The sequence below is a fragment of the Arsenophonus endosymbiont of Crataerina pallida genome, from assembly GCF_964020125.1.
GTDB lineage: Bacteria > Pseudomonadota > Gammaproteobacteria > Enterobacterales > Enterobacteriaceae > Arsenophonus > Arsenophonus nilaparvatae.
In genome coordinates, this window is the sequence record NZ_OZ026540.1 from 2,963,630 (window position 1) to 2,979,277 (window position 15,648).

A 15,648-nucleotide genomic window follows, 5' to 3' on the forward strand; every position below is an offset into this window, starting at 1 on the left:
GGATTCAATGCCGGATGGTAAAGACTTTTTACGCCTTCCTGTTAAGTATGGGTACATAAAATTCGACAAATTAAAAGATGGCTCAATCGATTTGGCAGATTTAGCAGAAATGAATGAGTGGATAGATATCGAACAGGATAACGAAGCGCGAATTGCGCGTTGGAGAAATCGCCATGGCGAATGCTGAAACGTTGCAAGATTTTCTCATCAGCTTAGGTTTTAAGGTTGATGACAGTGGCCTGCGAAAATTTCAGTCCGTTGTTACGGGGGTGAGTGCCAATGTTATCAAACTAGGTGCGTCGGTTGAGGGGGCAGCGCTTGCCGTCGTGGGATTTACCACACAAATTGCCGCCGGTCTTGATAAGATGTACTGGGCGTCACAGCGTACAGGCGCTAGTGTTAACGGTATGAAAGCATTAGGGTATGCCGCCAGTCTCACCGGCAGTAGCGCAGAAGCGGCAAGAGGTTCACTTGAAAATCTGGCACGATTTTTGAGAAACAGTCCGGGTGCTGAGGGGTTTTTAAATCGTCTTGGGGTGCAGACCCGTGATGCCAATGGCAATTTGCAGGATATGAGCGCTATTTTTACCCGTGTGGGGAATAAACTGGCCTCAATGCCCTATTACCGCGCCAATCAATATGCCCAACTGTTAGGCATTGATGAAAATACGCTAATGGCCATGCGTAGAGGGTTGAACAAATTTTCTGCTGATTACCAGCGTATGCTTAAACAAACCGGATTTAACGCAGACGTTGCTGCCAAACAGTCCAACCAGTTTATGACCTCGATGAAAGGATTGACCGGGTTATTTGGTATTTTACGCGATAAAGTCGGATCAAACCTAGCAGGGGGGTTGACTAAAGAGATAGACAATCTGCGCAAAAGACTGCTGGATAATTTTCCTAAAATTGAGAGAGTATTAACCCGTCTCATTAGTGGCATTATTCGAGCCGGTGAAATGGTGGGGCGCGTTATCTGGCGAATGAGTCAGGCGATCGAGCAGATTTTTGACTGGTGGCGCAATTTAGACGGAAAATCTAAAAAACTCATCACTACCTTTAGCGGATTGGCAGTGGCTATCTGGGGGCTCAATCGGGCATTCTTTGCTTCGCCCATCGGGATTATCACCGGTCTTATCGCGGCCTTATTGTTACTTTGGGAAGACTACCAGACGTGGAAAGAAGGTGGAAAATCCTTTATCAACTGGTCTAAGTGGGAAGGTGAAATCAACCAGGCAAAAGCGGCATTTAAATGGTTAGGTGAAAAATTAACGGGATTGGTTGACCTGGTGGGTGGATGGAAAAATGCACTTGAAATCTTAGCAATTTTTATTGCGGGCGCGTGGGTAAGTAAGGTATTGGGCGCTTTTAGTAAAATAGCGAAGTTACCTATCCCACCTTGGCTGAAATTGTGGAGTCTCTATGCGGGGTATCTGATTTCAGATAAAGATAATATTAGTGATAGCGCAAGCGCATCATGGGATTACAACACCCGTCAAGTCAAACGTGCGATCGGTAACGGTTTGCGTTTTTTTGGTATTGATAATGACTGGGCAAACAAAAATCAAGGCAGCAATATACCGGATAATATCGCTGATGTGCCTACCGGCGATATTCCACGGGGTATTCGTAATAACAATCCGGGTAATTTGAATTTTGTTGGACAACGCGGTGCAGTACGTGAATCACCTAACGGAAGATTCGCCAAATTCAATACCGCATTTGAGGGCTTACAAGCACTTTCTTCACAGCTTAATCGCTACGCTGAAAGGGGATTAAATACCGTTGAAAAAATTATTAGCACCTGGGCTCCCGCCAGTGAAAATAATACTCGTGCCTACATTGATAAAATATCCGGTAAATTAGGGGTTTCCCCTGACACCGTGTTGAATCTGTCCAATCCGACGGTCATGACATCGCTCATGTCTGGCATCGTTGAGCACGAAAATGGCAGACAGCCGTATAGTCAGGCAATGCTCTATCATGCCGCAAATGCGGGTATGCGAAATAATATTGACCAGAATATCACGATCAATGTTGAAGGCGCATTAGACCCCCACGCTACCGCCAATGCGATTGCCGATAAACAAACGGGCGTTAACGCCAGACTGATTGGACAATTAACCCAGCGAGCCTACTGATGGATATCCTTTCTACGCTTTTTTCACAACGATCGCGCAAAATCGGTTTGCTGGTGCCGGATGTCATTATCTCAGAAAAACATCACGACACCCTTGAAATCACAGAACATCCGGTTGAACTGGGCGCGGAAATTGCCGATCACGCTTACAAACGTCCGGCGGAAGTGACCATGGAGGTGGGTTTTTCAAGTGGTGGATCTCTACTGGATTTTTGGGACACGGCAAAAGTGGCTATTCGCGCAGGGTTAAGCGCACCGGAAATCTACCAGCAAATTTTAGCGCTTCAAGCCAGCCGTCAACCGTTTGATGTCATAACAGGTAAGCGCAAGTATAAGAATATGCGCATTCGCGCTATCGAGGTGACCACGGATAAGCACACAGAAACCGTGTTGATGGCGATATTAACCTTGCGGGAGCTTAACATCACCCAAACTCAAACGGTTAATATCAAATCTACCGATGCAAAAAATATGCGGGAAGGGAATACAACAAGTGGCGTGAGTAATACCGGTATGAAAACGCCAAAACCCGTTGATAATCGCAGCCTATTACAGCGAGGAGCCGCATTTTTCAATGGAAATTAACGAAATACCGCTTACCCCCACCAACCAGCAATTTACGATTAAGCTATCTGATACTGTTTGGCAGTTTCGCCTTATCTGGCATGATAGTGCGGGCTGGGTGCTGGATATGCTCACGGTTGACAATCAACCGGTGATACAGGGTATTCCGCTGATCGTGGGTGAAAATCTACTGGCTCAATATAGTCACCTTATCAGTAAAGGAAATCTCGTTTTGCTATCAGATGAAGAAAGCGATATCAACGCGGATACGTTGGGCGCAACCGTAAAATTATACTGGATCACGGACTGATTGTTATGTCAAAAAACTGGATACGAAAATGCTCACTGATTGTTTCTGATAAAAACGGGGAAGGTATTGAGCTATCGGATTTTCGCGCCACGTTCAATATCACGTGGCCAGATACGCGTTACCCTCGTGCGGGGGTGTTTAAAGTCTGGAATCTGAGAAAAGAAACCGTCAGTCAAATTCAGGCGAAGGAGTTTGTTAACATTCAGCTCATGGCAGGCTATCAGGATAATACGGGTCTGATATTTACTGGAAAAATCCGCTACACGATTTCAGGTAGAGATAATCCTACTGACACGTTTGTTATTGTTCAGGCGATTGATTCTCATGAGGCCTATGACTACGCCACGCTAAATACTACCTTAAGCGCAGGGCATACTCAGGCAGAGCAACACAATACGTTACTGACAGGGCTTACCCCTTACGGGATTGTCAAAGGCGTGACGCCTGAGTTTGATAGTATCCGCTTTCCAAGGGGTAAAGTCCATTTTGGTATGGTTAGGGACGCCGCTGATAATCTGGCAGGGCAATGCCTTGCCTCGTGGCAATACATTAACGGCCAGCTCGTGATGGTGCCGGAGAAGAATTATATCCATGAAGCGATTGTCCTGAATAGCGCAACGGGCTTGATTGGCTTACCGCAACAAACGATTGAGGCGGGGGTGAATGTGCGTTGTTTGATTAACCCAAACATTCAAATCAATGGGCTTATTCGTCTTGACCAGGCGTTAATCTATCGCACGATGTTGCCCAACAGCGATATCGCTTTGGGGTACAGCAAGTTAAGCGAAAACGATGACGGCGGCTTACAGCAAACCCAAGGCGCTGTTTCACAACCGGCCAGTCTTTCCACCGATGGGGATTATATTGTGAAAAACATCACGTATTCCGGCGATACGCGCGGCAAGCCGTGGTATATGGATTTGGTGTGTATTGCCAAGGGATCAAATGACCGAATCGATATCAAGAAGGTGGGATGATGGCGATTTCCGTATCAGCGCGCACCGGCGACCAACAACAACTGCTTGAAGTCTTTCGCCATGCGATTTCGTCACAACTTCGCGTCGCGATGCCGGCTATTGTTCAATCCTTCGATGCCAGCAAAGTCACTTGTGTTGTACAACCAGCGATAAAGGGAGCCTTGACGGATACCAAAGGGAATAGCCAGTCGGTGAATTTGCCCCTGCTAGTTGATGTACCGGTTGTGTTCCCGCGCGGTGGCGGTGTCACAATGACCTTCCCCATTAAAAGCGGTGATGAGTGTCTGGTGGTGTTTGCAGATAGATGTATTGATTTTTGGTGGCAAAACGGCGGGATACAAGAAGCGATCGACCCCAGACAGCATGATTTATCAGATGCCTTCGCTTTCGTCGGTGTGCAATCACAAAAACAGAAGATAAGCCAAATTAGCACCGATGCAATGCAGTTAAGAAGTGACGATGGCGCAACCTATTTTGAAGTAAACCCGACAACGCAAAAAATGAAAATTGTCGCCCCTGGGGGGCTTGAAATTATCACACCGGAAGCTATTTTTTCGGAGAGAATTACCGTAAAAGGACTATTGAGTTGGCTAGGTGGCATGGTAGGTTCAACGGCCTCCGGTGTGGCTGCAAAAATCACCGGTGCGATTGAGTTTTTGGGCACATTGACCGCCAACGGCAAACGGATTGACGACACACATACCTACAAAGGTGTCAAAGCCGGTGGGGATAATTCAGGTGAGGTAAATTAAATGAAAGAAAGCGTTAATATTTTTTTCGGCGGTTCATATTTACACAAACTAAAAACCTCATGGCGACTTCTGGGCGTGATTTTTTTATTAATCATCAATGAAGAGCCATCCTTAAAGTTAGAAGACATCAAGGTAGTTGAAAAAAATAAAAAGCAACAGTAAAAGGACTCTATTGATGCGTTATCGACGAGAAACGACTAAAGGCGACTACAGCTTTGGTCAAGGGAATAACACGTTTTTAACCAACACCCCTGATGCCGTCGCCCTTGCAATTAAAACCCGCTTGTCCCTCTGGCAGGGGCAATGGTTTTTAGACCGTGAAGAAGGTACGCCTTGGTTGCAATCGGTATTGGGTAAGCCTTATCGGGAGGCTTACGGTATGACCCTCAAACAGCGCATACTGGACACGCAGGGTGTAACCACATTAACCGATTTCAATGTCAATCAAAATTCAACGACGCGAAAACTGACTATCAGCACAAAAGTACAAACCCAATACGGCGAAACTTCTTTTACCCACGAGGCATAATGTTAAATCTTGATACGTTAGCGTTGTCAGCGAAAGTGACTGACGATGGCATCAGTGCGCCGGATTATCAGACGATACTGATGCGATTAACCGATTTTTTTCATGAAATTTATGGGCAGGATGCGTATTTAACGCCGGATAGCAAAGACGGCCAGATGATAGCCATTTACGCACTCGCTATCCACGATGCCAATAATGCGCTTATCGCCACCTACAACAGTTTTAGCCCGAGTACCAGTACAGGGGCTGCACTTTCAAATAATGTCGCCATTAACGGCATTTCCCGTCATGCATCGGGGTACTCGAATGTGGATGTCGTATTAACGGGGCAAGTGGGTACGGTGATAAAAAATGGCCGTGTGCGCGATAAAAACGGCAATATCTGGCGGTTACCGAAAACGGTTACGCTCGATACGCACGGTGAAGCGACGGTGACAGCGGTTTGTCTGGTTGCCGGAAGTGTTACCGCATTGACCGGTGAAATTAACGAGATAGCCACACCCACGCGAGGCTGGCAAACGGTGAGCAATCCAAAATCCGCAACACAAGGCAGGCCGATTGAAACGGATAATCAGTTACGGGAACGGCAGCGAAAATCGGTCTCACTCCCTTCACGCACGGTACTGGAAGGTATACAGGGCGCGATTAGTCTCATATCAGGGGTGACGAGACAACGCGGTTTTGAAAATGACACCAGTAAAACGGATAAAACCGGTATTTCTCCGCATTCCATTGCGATGATAGTCGATGGTGGCGATGTCACCACGATTGCCAACGCAATCGCACAAAAGAAAACCCCAGGTGCAGGCACGTATGGTGATACCGCCGTGACAGTAAAAGACCGTTACGATATGCCAATTACGATTCGCTTTTCCCGGCCTAAAACGGTTGAGGTACACGTTGAAATTGACTTAACGGCGTTTTTAGGATTTACCACCTTAACCGGTGATAAAATCCGACGTAAAGTTGCAGACTATATTAACCAGCAACTCATTGGCGACAATCTGTATCTGACCCGTCTTTACTCCCCGGCAAATCTGCCCGCTGATGAAGAAGGGAAAACGTTTGATATTACGTCGTTAAAGATTGGTCGAACACCAGAAAGCGTGAAAGAAGAAAATTTAGTCGTTGCCTTCAACGAAGCAGTCAGTTGTCGTGAGAATAACATCAAACTGGTGGTGACCTCATGAGAGATTACACCGAGTACATTACCCCACAACATCGTCAAGCAGAAAAGTTTACGCAACATATTGAGTTAATGACGCGCGCGCTAAGTGATATTTCAGCTTTGGCCTCACAGCTTAATGCCTTTTTCAGTATTGATACGGCAACGGGTAAACAACTGGATGCCGTGGGTGAATGGATAGGCTTATCACGTTTTGTCAAAACGCCGATAAAAGGGGTCTATTTTTCACTGGATACCGAAAAGGTGGGCTTTGACCAAGGGAGCTGGAAACGGCGCTTTGATGCTGATAGTGGTTTTACTGAGCTTGATGACGAAACCTACCGCTTCATATTAAGAGCAAAAATCCGCGCAAATCACTGGGATGGCACAAGCGAGATGCTCTCAGAAATTTATCAGGGCGTAATCCCTGATGAAACAGTAAAAATCTTTTTTATCGACAATCAGAATATGTCGATGGATGTGTATCTAACCGGTGGCGTCATACCGGAAGTGACAAAAGCCGTTATCAAACAGGGATATCTCAATATCAAGCCAGAAGGCGTAAGACTTAACGCCTACACCGGTTCCGAAGGGGATAACGGTATTTTGGGGTTTGATGTCAATAATCGTTACATCGACGGCTTTGACGTCGGTAGCTGGTCAGTAAAATTATAGGAATAATCATGGCAAAAAATGAAATTTTACCGTTTGGTATAGCCGACGGGGCTAACGTGTTGCCGGCAGAGGAGTATCAGAAACTCACCGCGCGTAATAATGGTTTTAGTGCGGGGGTGGCACGTTCACAGGAACTCAATACTGTCTGGCGTCAGTCAGCAATGATTGCGCACGTGGTGGCGCAATTTATTGCAGAGACTAATAACAGTGATGTACTGGACGACGGCAACGTTGGCAAACTGAAAGCCGGACTCATCAGTGCCTTATCAAAAAACGTGAATAACACGGTGCCAACTGCCACAAAAACAGTAGCAGGGATAACGAAACTCAGTAGCGCCACTGACAGCAATGACGAAACGCTAGCAGCCACACCTAAAGCGGTTAAAATTGCTTATGACTTGGCGAAAACGGTGAGTATTGATGAAGTCAATAAAAAACTCGATAAAGCAAGCGTCTTGCAAACAACGGGGAATTCGACCGATAAAGTGCTGAGCCAAAAAGCCTGTGACGATAATTATGCTAAGAAAAGTTCAGAAGAAGCTCTCAAAGTTGGAAGACTGAACATTGAATCACCAACGGGTGATACGGTTTTCAATTTAGGTGGCACTAATGGTTCTAGCGGTGCTGAGTTTGCTTACGTCAGAAATTCAAAAAGAACCCAGGTTCACGATACAAACACAAAAACAACGGTTTTGTTTCCGCAAAAATCCGGTGAACTTGCTTTAACGTCTGATGTGGACGCGATTAACAATTATCCGGTCGGCGCGCCCATTCCCTGGCCCCAGGCGACACCCCCTAACGGTTATTTTGTCTGCGATGGCAATAACTTCGATAAAGCCAAGTATCCCCAATTAGCATTAGCTTACCCTTCTGGGAAATTGCCCATTTTGTACGGTGAATTTATTCGCGGGCTGGATTTAGGCATAGGAGTTGACCCAGGCAGAACAGTATTAAGTAATCAAGGTGATGCTATTCGAAATATCACCGGACGCATTGGGTATGCCAGACATGGCGGAACCGAACCACCGATTGCAGGGGGTGATGGCGCATTCCGAAAAGACAGCAATCACAACAGTAATATCGGTAATGGACGAAATGACGATTGGGGCAGCGTCATGTCTTTTAATGCTTCGCGGGTCGTTCCTACCGCAAACGAAAACCGACCGCGAAATGTCGCATTTTTATACATCGTGAGGGCTGCATAATGAAATACAGTGTAGACATAAAAACCACCGAAATCGGTGAAAACGGTTTCGCGAAAAACCGAGGCTGGATAAAAACGTTTATTTGCATGAAGGACGCACCCCATGAATATATCGGTGCAACAATGGAATTTTTGCATGATGGTCTCAGCGTGGGAGAATGTTCTTATACGGATGCGCCAGAAATACCGAACAATGACGAAATCGCCATTATCCGGAGTCTTGATGGTAAACAGTGGCTATATGTTCCTGACCACCGAGGCAAGACGGTATACGATACCAATAATCGTGCTTCCTATCCCGTTGATTATCTCGGCGTGATAAAAACCGGCTTCACCTTGTTAGCACCGGTAACGAAATTCGATAAATGGGATGGCAAAAAATGGGTAACGGATAATCAGGCGATGAAAGCAGACCAAATCAACACCGCAAATCAGACAAAATTACATTTAATCGACGAAGCGGAAACAAAAATTACCTTGCTTGAGCGTAAAGTGCGATTAGGGATGGCCACCAATAGCGAGAAAACCGCGCTACGGGCTTGGGAAATGTACAGCGTAAAACTCAATGATATTGATACCGCCACCGCACCCGAGATTGACTGGCCTAAGAAGCCCGAATAACAAATTAGCCCCATTTCAGGGGCATGATATTAGCAGCGTTGGAGGAAGTTGTTAACTATTAGTTGTTGGTTGAGTGTAAGTGGCTTTGTGAGAGATTGCGGTTTTGTTTTTGGTATTATGGCAAAGATAACACGGGGGTATGAAAAATAATTTGTACATGACTGTGTATATAAAAATAAATTAAGATACATATTTTTTAATTAACCTTTTGACTAATATAATTTATTTTATCTAACTTATTATTTTCAATATAAATAATATATTTTATAATAATATATTAAAGTGATATTTTTAATTATAAATTATAGTTGTTAACTAATTGTTGTCAAAAGTTGTTAATAAACTGCATTTATTAGCAAAAAGCAATCCAATACAAGATCATCTAGTGTTAAATTAAAATTCTATAGAGTTTTAAAACACAGAGGGTCAATGCAACTAATTTTATCAGGTTAACATTACCCTCAAATTTTCATTTTTTATAAAAATTATTAATATTTCATTAAGTTAAATTATGTAGTCGTTTTAATATTACCAAAACAGAGATATTTTAATTCTAAAAATTCATCGATACCATAATGGGAGCCTTCGCGCCCGAGTCCTGATTGTTTAATACCACCAAAAGGCGCCATTTCATTAGAGATGAGTCCTTCATTAATGCCAATCATACCTGTTTCCAATGCTTCAGCAACTCGATAGATACGGCTAATATCGCGTGAATAAAAATAGGCAGCTAAGCCAAATTCGGTTTCATTAGCTAACTGAATTGCTTCTGATTCGTCAGTAAATTTAAATAATGGTGCTAATGGGCCAAATGTCTCTTCTTTAGCGATTTTCATTTGGTTATTTACATCAGTCAATATCGTTGGTTCAAAGAATAATTTTCCTTGTGAGGCAACATTGCCGCCGGTTAACAGGTGTGCCCCATGCGCGATAGCATCCGTAATATGTTGTTTTACTTTGTCGATGGCTTGCTGATTAATTAACGGTCCTAGTTGAGCATCTTTTTGACTTGCTGGCCCGACGCGCAGAGTTTTTACAGCTGCACTAAGTCGTTTTGCGAATTCGTCATATATAGTTGCTTGAACCAAGATACGATTAGCACAAACGCAAGTCTGTCCACTATTGCGAAATTTTGCTGCTAATACACCTTGAACAGCAGCTTCTAAATCAGCATCATCGAAAACAATAAAAGGTGCATTGCCGCCTAACTCTAATGAGATCTTTTTGACTGTATTAGCACACTGCGCCATTAATAATTTCCCCACTTGCGTTGAGCCAGTGAAGGTTAATTTGCGGACTATCGGGCTTGCTGTCATAACCGAACCAACTGTTTTTGCATCGGTACTGGGTACAATATTTAAAACACCAGCAGGAATACCTGCTTTCTCAGCCAGTACTGCTAATGCTAAAGCTGATAGAGGTGTTTCAGCCGCGGGTTTTAGAATAACGGTACAGCCAGCAGCCAGGGCAGGGGCAACTTTTCTTGTGATCATGGCATTGGGAAAATTCCATGGCGTAATGGCAGCTACGACACCAACCGCTTGTTTGATAGTCATTATTCGGCAATCAGCGACAGGAGAAGGAATTGTTTCACCATAAGTTCTCTTTCCTTCTTCCGCAAACCATTGGATAAAACTAGCGCCATAAGTTATTTCACCCATTGCTTCGCTGTGGCATTTACCTTGCTCCAGGCTCAATATTTCTGCTAAGGCTGTCTGATTTTCCATAATCAGATAAAACCATTTATTTAAAATCTGACTGCGTTGTTTTGCGCTCATTGCACGCCATGCGGGTAATGCCTTGTCAGCGGCATCGATAGCTTTTTGTGTTTCGATTTTGCCTAAATCACTGACTTTAGCAATTACATCACCATTAGCAGGATTGATAACATTAAATGTTGAATGCTTATCAGCATCGACCCATTGACCGTTAATATAGGTTTGTTGACGGAAAAGGGGAGAATTAATGAGATTATTTTCCATTGATTTTTCTCCAGAATTTATGGATGGTATACCATTCGATATTTATCTTTAATTTGATTTTCAATTGCGGCTAACTGCTGCAAAAATAAAAAAAGAACAATTACTAGCTGATTTAAATCTGCGCAAATGCAAGTCATCACCATTATTAGGATAGATTTTGATTATAATTTAGAAAAATACAATAATAACTTCTGAACAAATAAAATAAATTTTATTGAAAAAAATGATGATAAAGTGGGGAATAATTTTGTATTGGCAGGCCAATTTTATCTGTTAGTCGCTTAAGAAACAGCAGCGTAACCTTTACTCGATTGCTGGTGTTAATGTAATAAAATAACAAAATTTAATTAGTTGCTGTAAAAAATAAACTCTAACATAACTTAATTTTATTCAGGCTTACCAAATAATAGTTTGCTAGAAAATTGATTATTTTTGTTGTTATTCATAAAAAATTTTTAATACCATTCAGTTTTAATACTTAATGAAGTAAATAATAATTCAATTCTAATAATTATTAGACATCTCTTAATATGTAATTAAAGGCACAATATACATTTAATAAATCGTTATTTGATTTGTTAAGGAGATTTTCTGCTATTGTCTATTGTTAAAAGTTTTTTTATGCTTTAGTTGCCAAAAATCATTCCATTCTAGCAAAAATAAATTTCTTATTATTAATGTGATAGAGCCAAAAGTTAGCAATAAAAATCTACCACCAAGACCAAAAAAATTGATATTATAAATGATATTGTTTATCAATATCATTTAAAACGATGTAAAGGACATTATATGCTTTCTATCTCCTCTACCTTTTTCTCTAATTCTATTAATCCTACTAATTGTTTAGAAAAAATATCAGAACCTAAAAAGGATATAAGTCAATCACCTTTTTCGTCTATGATAAGTAATGTTAGTAATTCTAATCAAAATATAAATAATGATTCGATACCATCTATTCTTGTGCAGTCAGGGGATTTAGATAAACAAAAAAATATATTAAGTAATACAAAAACTTTTTGTAATAAAATAGCAATGTCAGCATATAATTATTTGCGTTCTATTGATGGAATTGATGAATTTACCGGAGCGACAGGACAAATTTTACCACAATTTCATCAGTCATTATTATCGTTAAGTATATTACTACCAGCTATTCCTTTGGTTGGAATAGGTGCAAAAGGCGCTTTTGATGAATCAGTAGAAAGTTTTAAAGATATTTATCCTACATTTATGAATGATATTAAGGAAAAAAACAAGAGATATTAAAAATATTACAACAAAATTTTGCTGAAGATGATGTCAATAAGAAGCTTTTTGAAGAAAAAATTGAACCATTTTTTGATATTTGGATTAATTGGTTACAAGGTGGAAGTGAAAAAGAAAATATCGAAAATTTACAGCAACTATGTACTACTTGGAAGTATTTGCAAGAACAATCACAAGAACAAGGTAATTCTGCCGCCAAGACACTTTATATGGCTACCGAATATCAACGTATGCAACAAGAAGTGCCGGCAGTAAAAATTGACCGTAATTCTTCTCCATTACAAGCAGCGGCGATGAGTTTAATGACAGGTGGAATGGTTGGATTGTCTGCCAAATCAATCGCAGATCTAGTGATGTCCCAAGGGATCAGTGGAGCAGAAGCCGTCAGTGATTTAGCCGGAATGGTCAGTAATACTCTGCTTTTGCCAGCACAGATCATGATGACTGGGTATGGAATTTCGCAAACCATTTCTGGACACCAGCGGGATACGCTACTGCGAGCAGATCGTTCTTTATTAGTAAAGAACCAGCAACTAGATATTATTAAAGAAAATATTGCACAATTAAAAGAAATAGCTGACCGTAAAATACATTATAACTATAAGCAAAGAATAGAGTATGGTACTGTCACTGCTATTGGCCAGGCAGGGATGGCATTAAGTTCATTAAGTGCAATTACTGGAATTGGCAGCGCGGTAGGTTTTGTTCCTGCTTTAGTCGGGGCACCAGCTACTATTTATGGATCTTATATTCGTACAAGAACTAGGGTGCAAGAAGGAAAATATTTAGGTGCTAGAGATGCTCAAAATATAGCTGATAAAAGATTAAATTTCGATGAGTTGGCGAAACATACAACTGAAAAGTCTACTGGCACAAATCAAGCAACACAATCAACTGTAACAACGATTGATACTTTTAACACGGTTGTTAAAGCGGCAACCAATACAATGGTGCAGCAGCAAAAAGTTTTAGCAGAAGCAAAATTACTCTCATTAATTCAAAAGACGATCGATAAAGCAAATAAAAGTAATATTCAACTAACGGTAGAAAAATTGCATCAACAAGTTGATTCTAAAGTAAATAAATTACTTGATAGAATAATAAATAGCCAAAAACAATTTATAAAACAACCGGGTAAGTATTTTATACGACAACGTACCTCTTTACTATCAGATGATCTAAAAATAATAAAGGGGATGCTTGACGATGGTGAATATAGCATTGACCGTTTGGGAAATAAATTAGACAAGCAACAAGGAAGTTATAGTTTAATATCTAGATTGGAGTATGTAAAAGAAAGTTATAATATATCTCTATCAACCAAGACAAAAGAAAAAGTATTAGAATCTAGGGTGCAAGATCTTTTAAAATTAACAAGTGAAAATGAAACAATTAAACAAGCACTAAAACATCAAGATAGTATTTCTGATAAAACTTTTAATTGGAATGATTTGCAAAAACTCATCCAGCATGATGAACAAGCAAAAGCTATTTACACGCAACATCATAACCATTATTTTATTAAGCAAATGAAAAATGAAGGTAAATCTCTGAGAGATGATGCTTATTTATAATAATATCATAAATGGATTAGCGGCTAAATCAGCGACTGAACGAAATATAAATAAAGTAATATAATCAAACACATGTTTAGCTTTAATTATTTCTTGATATATATTATCAAATTTGAGGAATAATATTCTATATAGCAATATATTAAATAGTAATCTTAATTCTATTATATACCTCGATTTTATAGAAATTGAGCTAAACATGATTTTAGTTATAGGTTATAGGTTATAGGTTATAGGTTATAGGTTATAGGTTATAGGTTATAGGTTATAGGTTATAGGTTATAGGTTATAGATTGTACTTATATTAAATACATCCCAATTTGGGAAATTTTAGAAGAAAAAAATAGTAAAATGATTTTAACAATATGATTAAATTGATGAACAATGTATGTCGAGTATCTGCAAATTATTTTTCTCATTATTAGCCAGGCTAAACTTTTAAATAATGCGGATTAATTTGACAGTATTTATCACTAAAACAGTTTAAAAATGGAATTTATGAAAAATATTTTATGTGCCAAGGCAGGTATATGAAAAAGTGTTGTATTGCTATCTGATAAAAATTAGCAAAATATTTGGCAGAGAGGGTATATAAACGCAATTATTTTTTAATAAAAATAATTTTTTGTTAACATTTTAGCCATCGCTGGTAAGCTGCTTTCTTCTATTTGCGTTAAAGGTCGATTGGGTTTTATTGATATTGTATATATAAAGGTTTTGGTTTTAAACTAAGAATTTCTTTCTTAGATAGGAGTCGATGAGGAGGCGAGATTAAATCATTTTTATAAAATATTTTTATGCCTGAATATTTAATACTGTATTCTGAAGATATAACTTGGTTGTACTTAAGTTTTTTTAGCGAAGGAGAACCAAAACCATCCATATTTAAAACAACTTGGACGTTTTTCGAATTCTTCACTTTTTCAAAACCAATAGCCATTCTTTTGGTAAACCGATGAATAATTAAAACTTTAGGTGGTAAATTAAACTGTTCAACCAGGTTTGATAAATAATCAATAATATAATTGATATCAACATAAGATATTGATCCTATTACTTTACCTGGTATATTTCCATTGTGCATCATAAATTATGGATCTATACCTAAATGAACATTTGGCATTTTTAAATAAGGACTAAGTCTTATAACCTCATTCCTTAAATTACTCAATCCGGGTTGGATGTCTAAAAATAAAATAGTGTCTTTTTCCATACCTGCGATTGAAATCGCCTTTTCTATTTGGTATTTGTTCATTCTATTAATATATTCACCATCGTAGCCTGGATTATTGCTGGCAACGATGGCTATATAGTGCAAAGCCATTATCACTGGTGTTGTTGGGTCGGCTGCATTCCATTCTGCGGCTTCATTTTTTAATTTACTCCACATTACTAAAGGGGAATACTCGCCTAATACTCCCATTTTTCTTGAGTCAAAATTACCATAATAAGCAACGATTCTTCTATCTGGAAGTATGTATACATCTGAGGAATTAACATCTTTAATTAATTTATTTTTATGAAAAGGAACCTCATTAGTATTTTCTAAACCATAGCTTTTAGTGCTCGACTCACAATAGAACAGAGCGATAAATACAATAATATTGTATATGCATGCCCTGATCCCGATATTTTTTTCATCTTTTCAATAGTGCAAAGTATTCACTCCAATATTGCCGAATCGTTTGCTCTCTTTGTTGCTATCAGTCTCTTCCATTTACTGGTTATTTTCGACTGATAAACGCTTTACTTCGCTTGCATTGATTTTTTCATTCATGGCTAGATTAACTAGTTGTCTATATTCATCTTTGAGCACTGATGCCTTGATGTCAAGGTTTAACGCTTTTTTGATATCAATGGAAAGACTTTTTTCTATTGTTGAAATTAAT

The 15,648-nt window shown here is 40.0% G+C and carries 17 protein-coding genes; 14 read left to right on the forward strand and 3 right to left on the reverse strand.

Annotated features, from left to right (window positions below):
* Nucleotides 1-7 precede the first annotated feature (7 nt).
* From AACL31_RS15800 to AACL31_RS15855, 12 genes are read left to right on the forward strand one after another with little or no spacing between them, the layout of a single operon-like run.
* Complete coding sequence (locus AACL31_RS15800) at nt 8-187, forward strand: DUF6889 family protein (RefSeq protein ID WP_310509987.1); 180 nt, start codon at nt 8-10, stop codon at nt 185-187.
* Nucleotides 174-2,141, forward strand: a complete 1,968-nt coding sequence (locus tag AACL31_RS15805) for a lytic transglycosylase catalytic (protein ID WP_339053365.1) — start codon at nt 174-176, stop codon at nt 2,139-2,141. The genes AACL31_RS15800 and AACL31_RS15805 overlap by 14 nt, the downstream gene beginning before the upstream one ends.
* The gene (locus tag AACL31_RS15810) at nt 2,141-2,725 is read left to right on the forward strand and encodes a phage baseplate protein (RefSeq protein ID WP_339053366.1); all 585 of its coding nucleotides are present in this window, start codon (nt 2,141-2,143) and stop codon (nt 2,723-2,725) included. Before AACL31_RS15805 ends, AACL31_RS15810 begins: the two co-directional genes overlap by 1 nt.
* Entirely contained in the window at nt 2,715-3,014 is a 300-nt protein-coding gene (locus tag AACL31_RS15815; protein ID WP_339053367.1) for a phage baseplate plug family protein, read from the forward strand. Before AACL31_RS15810 ends, AACL31_RS15815 begins: the two co-directional genes overlap by 11 nt.
* Before the next feature lie 5 nt (nt 3,015-3,019).
* Nucleotides 3,020-3,991: a phage protein gene (locus AACL31_RS15820; protein WP_339053368.1), complete on the forward strand. Its 972-nt coding sequence runs from the start codon at nt 3,020-3,022 to the stop codon at nt 3,989-3,991.
* Nucleotides 3,991-4,743, forward strand: a complete 753-nt coding sequence (locus AACL31_RS15825; RefSeq protein WP_339054000.1) for a Gp138 family membrane-puncturing spike protein — start codon at nt 3,991-3,993, stop codon at nt 4,741-4,743. The genes AACL31_RS15820 and AACL31_RS15825 overlap by 1 nt, the downstream gene beginning before the upstream one ends.
* The gene (locus AACL31_RS15830) at nt 4,744-4,905 is read left to right on the forward strand and encodes a hypothetical protein (RefSeq protein WP_339053369.1); all 162 of its coding nucleotides are present in this window, start codon (nt 4,744-4,746) and stop codon (nt 4,903-4,905) included.
* A gap of 13 nt (nt 4,906-4,918) precedes the next feature.
* Nucleotides 4,919-5,272, forward strand: coding sequence for a hypothetical protein (locus AACL31_RS15835; RefSeq protein WP_339053370.1), 354 nt, complete (start codon nt 4,919-4,921; stop codon nt 5,270-5,272).
* Nucleotides 5,272-6,462 carry a baseplate J/gp47 family protein gene (locus tag AACL31_RS15840; RefSeq protein WP_339053371.1) on the forward strand — a complete coding sequence of 397 codons (1,191 nt, stop codon included), beginning with the start codon at nt 5,272-5,274 and terminating at the stop codon, nt 6,460-6,462. The genes AACL31_RS15835 and AACL31_RS15840 overlap by 1 nt, the downstream gene beginning before the upstream one ends.
* Entirely contained in the window at nt 6,459-7,112 is a 654-nt protein-coding gene (locus AACL31_RS15845) for a DUF2612 domain-containing protein (protein WP_339053372.1), read from the forward strand. Before AACL31_RS15840 ends, AACL31_RS15845 begins: the two co-directional genes overlap by 4 nt.
* 8 nt (nt 7,113-7,120) lie before the next feature.
* Nucleotides 7,121-8,317, forward strand: coding sequence for a phage tail protein (locus tag AACL31_RS15850; RefSeq protein WP_339053373.1), 1,197 nt, complete (start codon nt 7,121-7,123; stop codon nt 8,315-8,317).
* Nucleotides 8,317-8,937 (forward strand): tail fiber assembly protein, encoded by a 621-nt coding sequence (locus tag AACL31_RS15855; RefSeq protein WP_339053374.1) that lies wholly within the window; start codon nt 8,317-8,319, stop codon nt 8,935-8,937. Before AACL31_RS15850 ends, AACL31_RS15855 begins: the two co-directional genes overlap by 1 nt.
* 509 nt (nt 8,938-9,446) lie before the next feature.
* On the opposite strand, the gene AACL31_RS15860 is transcribed toward AACL31_RS15855, so the two are convergent.
* A complete protein-coding gene (locus tag AACL31_RS15860; RefSeq protein WP_339053375.1) occupies nt 9,447-10,919 on the reverse strand; it encodes an NAD-dependent succinate-semialdehyde dehydrogenase in 1,473 nt (490 codons plus the stop codon).
* A 789-nt stretch (nt 10,920-11,708) separates the two neighbouring features.
* Between AACL31_RS15860 and AACL31_RS15865 the strand changes: the two genes are divergently transcribed.
* Nucleotides 11,709-12,185, forward strand: coding sequence for a hypothetical protein (locus AACL31_RS15865; protein ID WP_339053376.1), 477 nt, complete (start codon nt 11,709-11,711; stop codon nt 12,183-12,185).
* 158 nt (nt 12,186-12,343) lie between these two features.
* A complete protein-coding gene (locus AACL31_RS15870) occupies nt 12,344-13,759 on the forward strand; it encodes a hypothetical protein (RefSeq protein WP_339053377.1) in 1,416 nt (471 codons plus the stop codon).
* A 691-nt stretch (nt 13,760-14,450) separates the two neighbouring features.
* Here AACL31_RS15870 and AACL31_RS15875 read toward each other — a convergent pair.
* Both AACL31_RS15875 and AACL31_RS15880 read right to left on the reverse strand, forming a co-directional pair.
* Complete coding sequence (locus tag AACL31_RS15875; RefSeq protein WP_339053378.1) at nt 14,451-14,846, reverse strand: hypothetical protein; 396 nt, start codon at nt 14,844-14,846, stop codon at nt 14,451-14,453.
* Nucleotides 14,847-14,849: 3 nt separating this feature from the next.
* Nucleotides 14,850-15,182: a hypothetical protein gene (locus tag AACL31_RS15880; protein WP_310513114.1), complete on the reverse strand. Its 333-nt coding sequence runs from the start codon at nt 15,180-15,182 to the stop codon at nt 14,850-14,852.
* Nucleotides 15,183-15,648 lie beyond the last annotated feature (466 nt).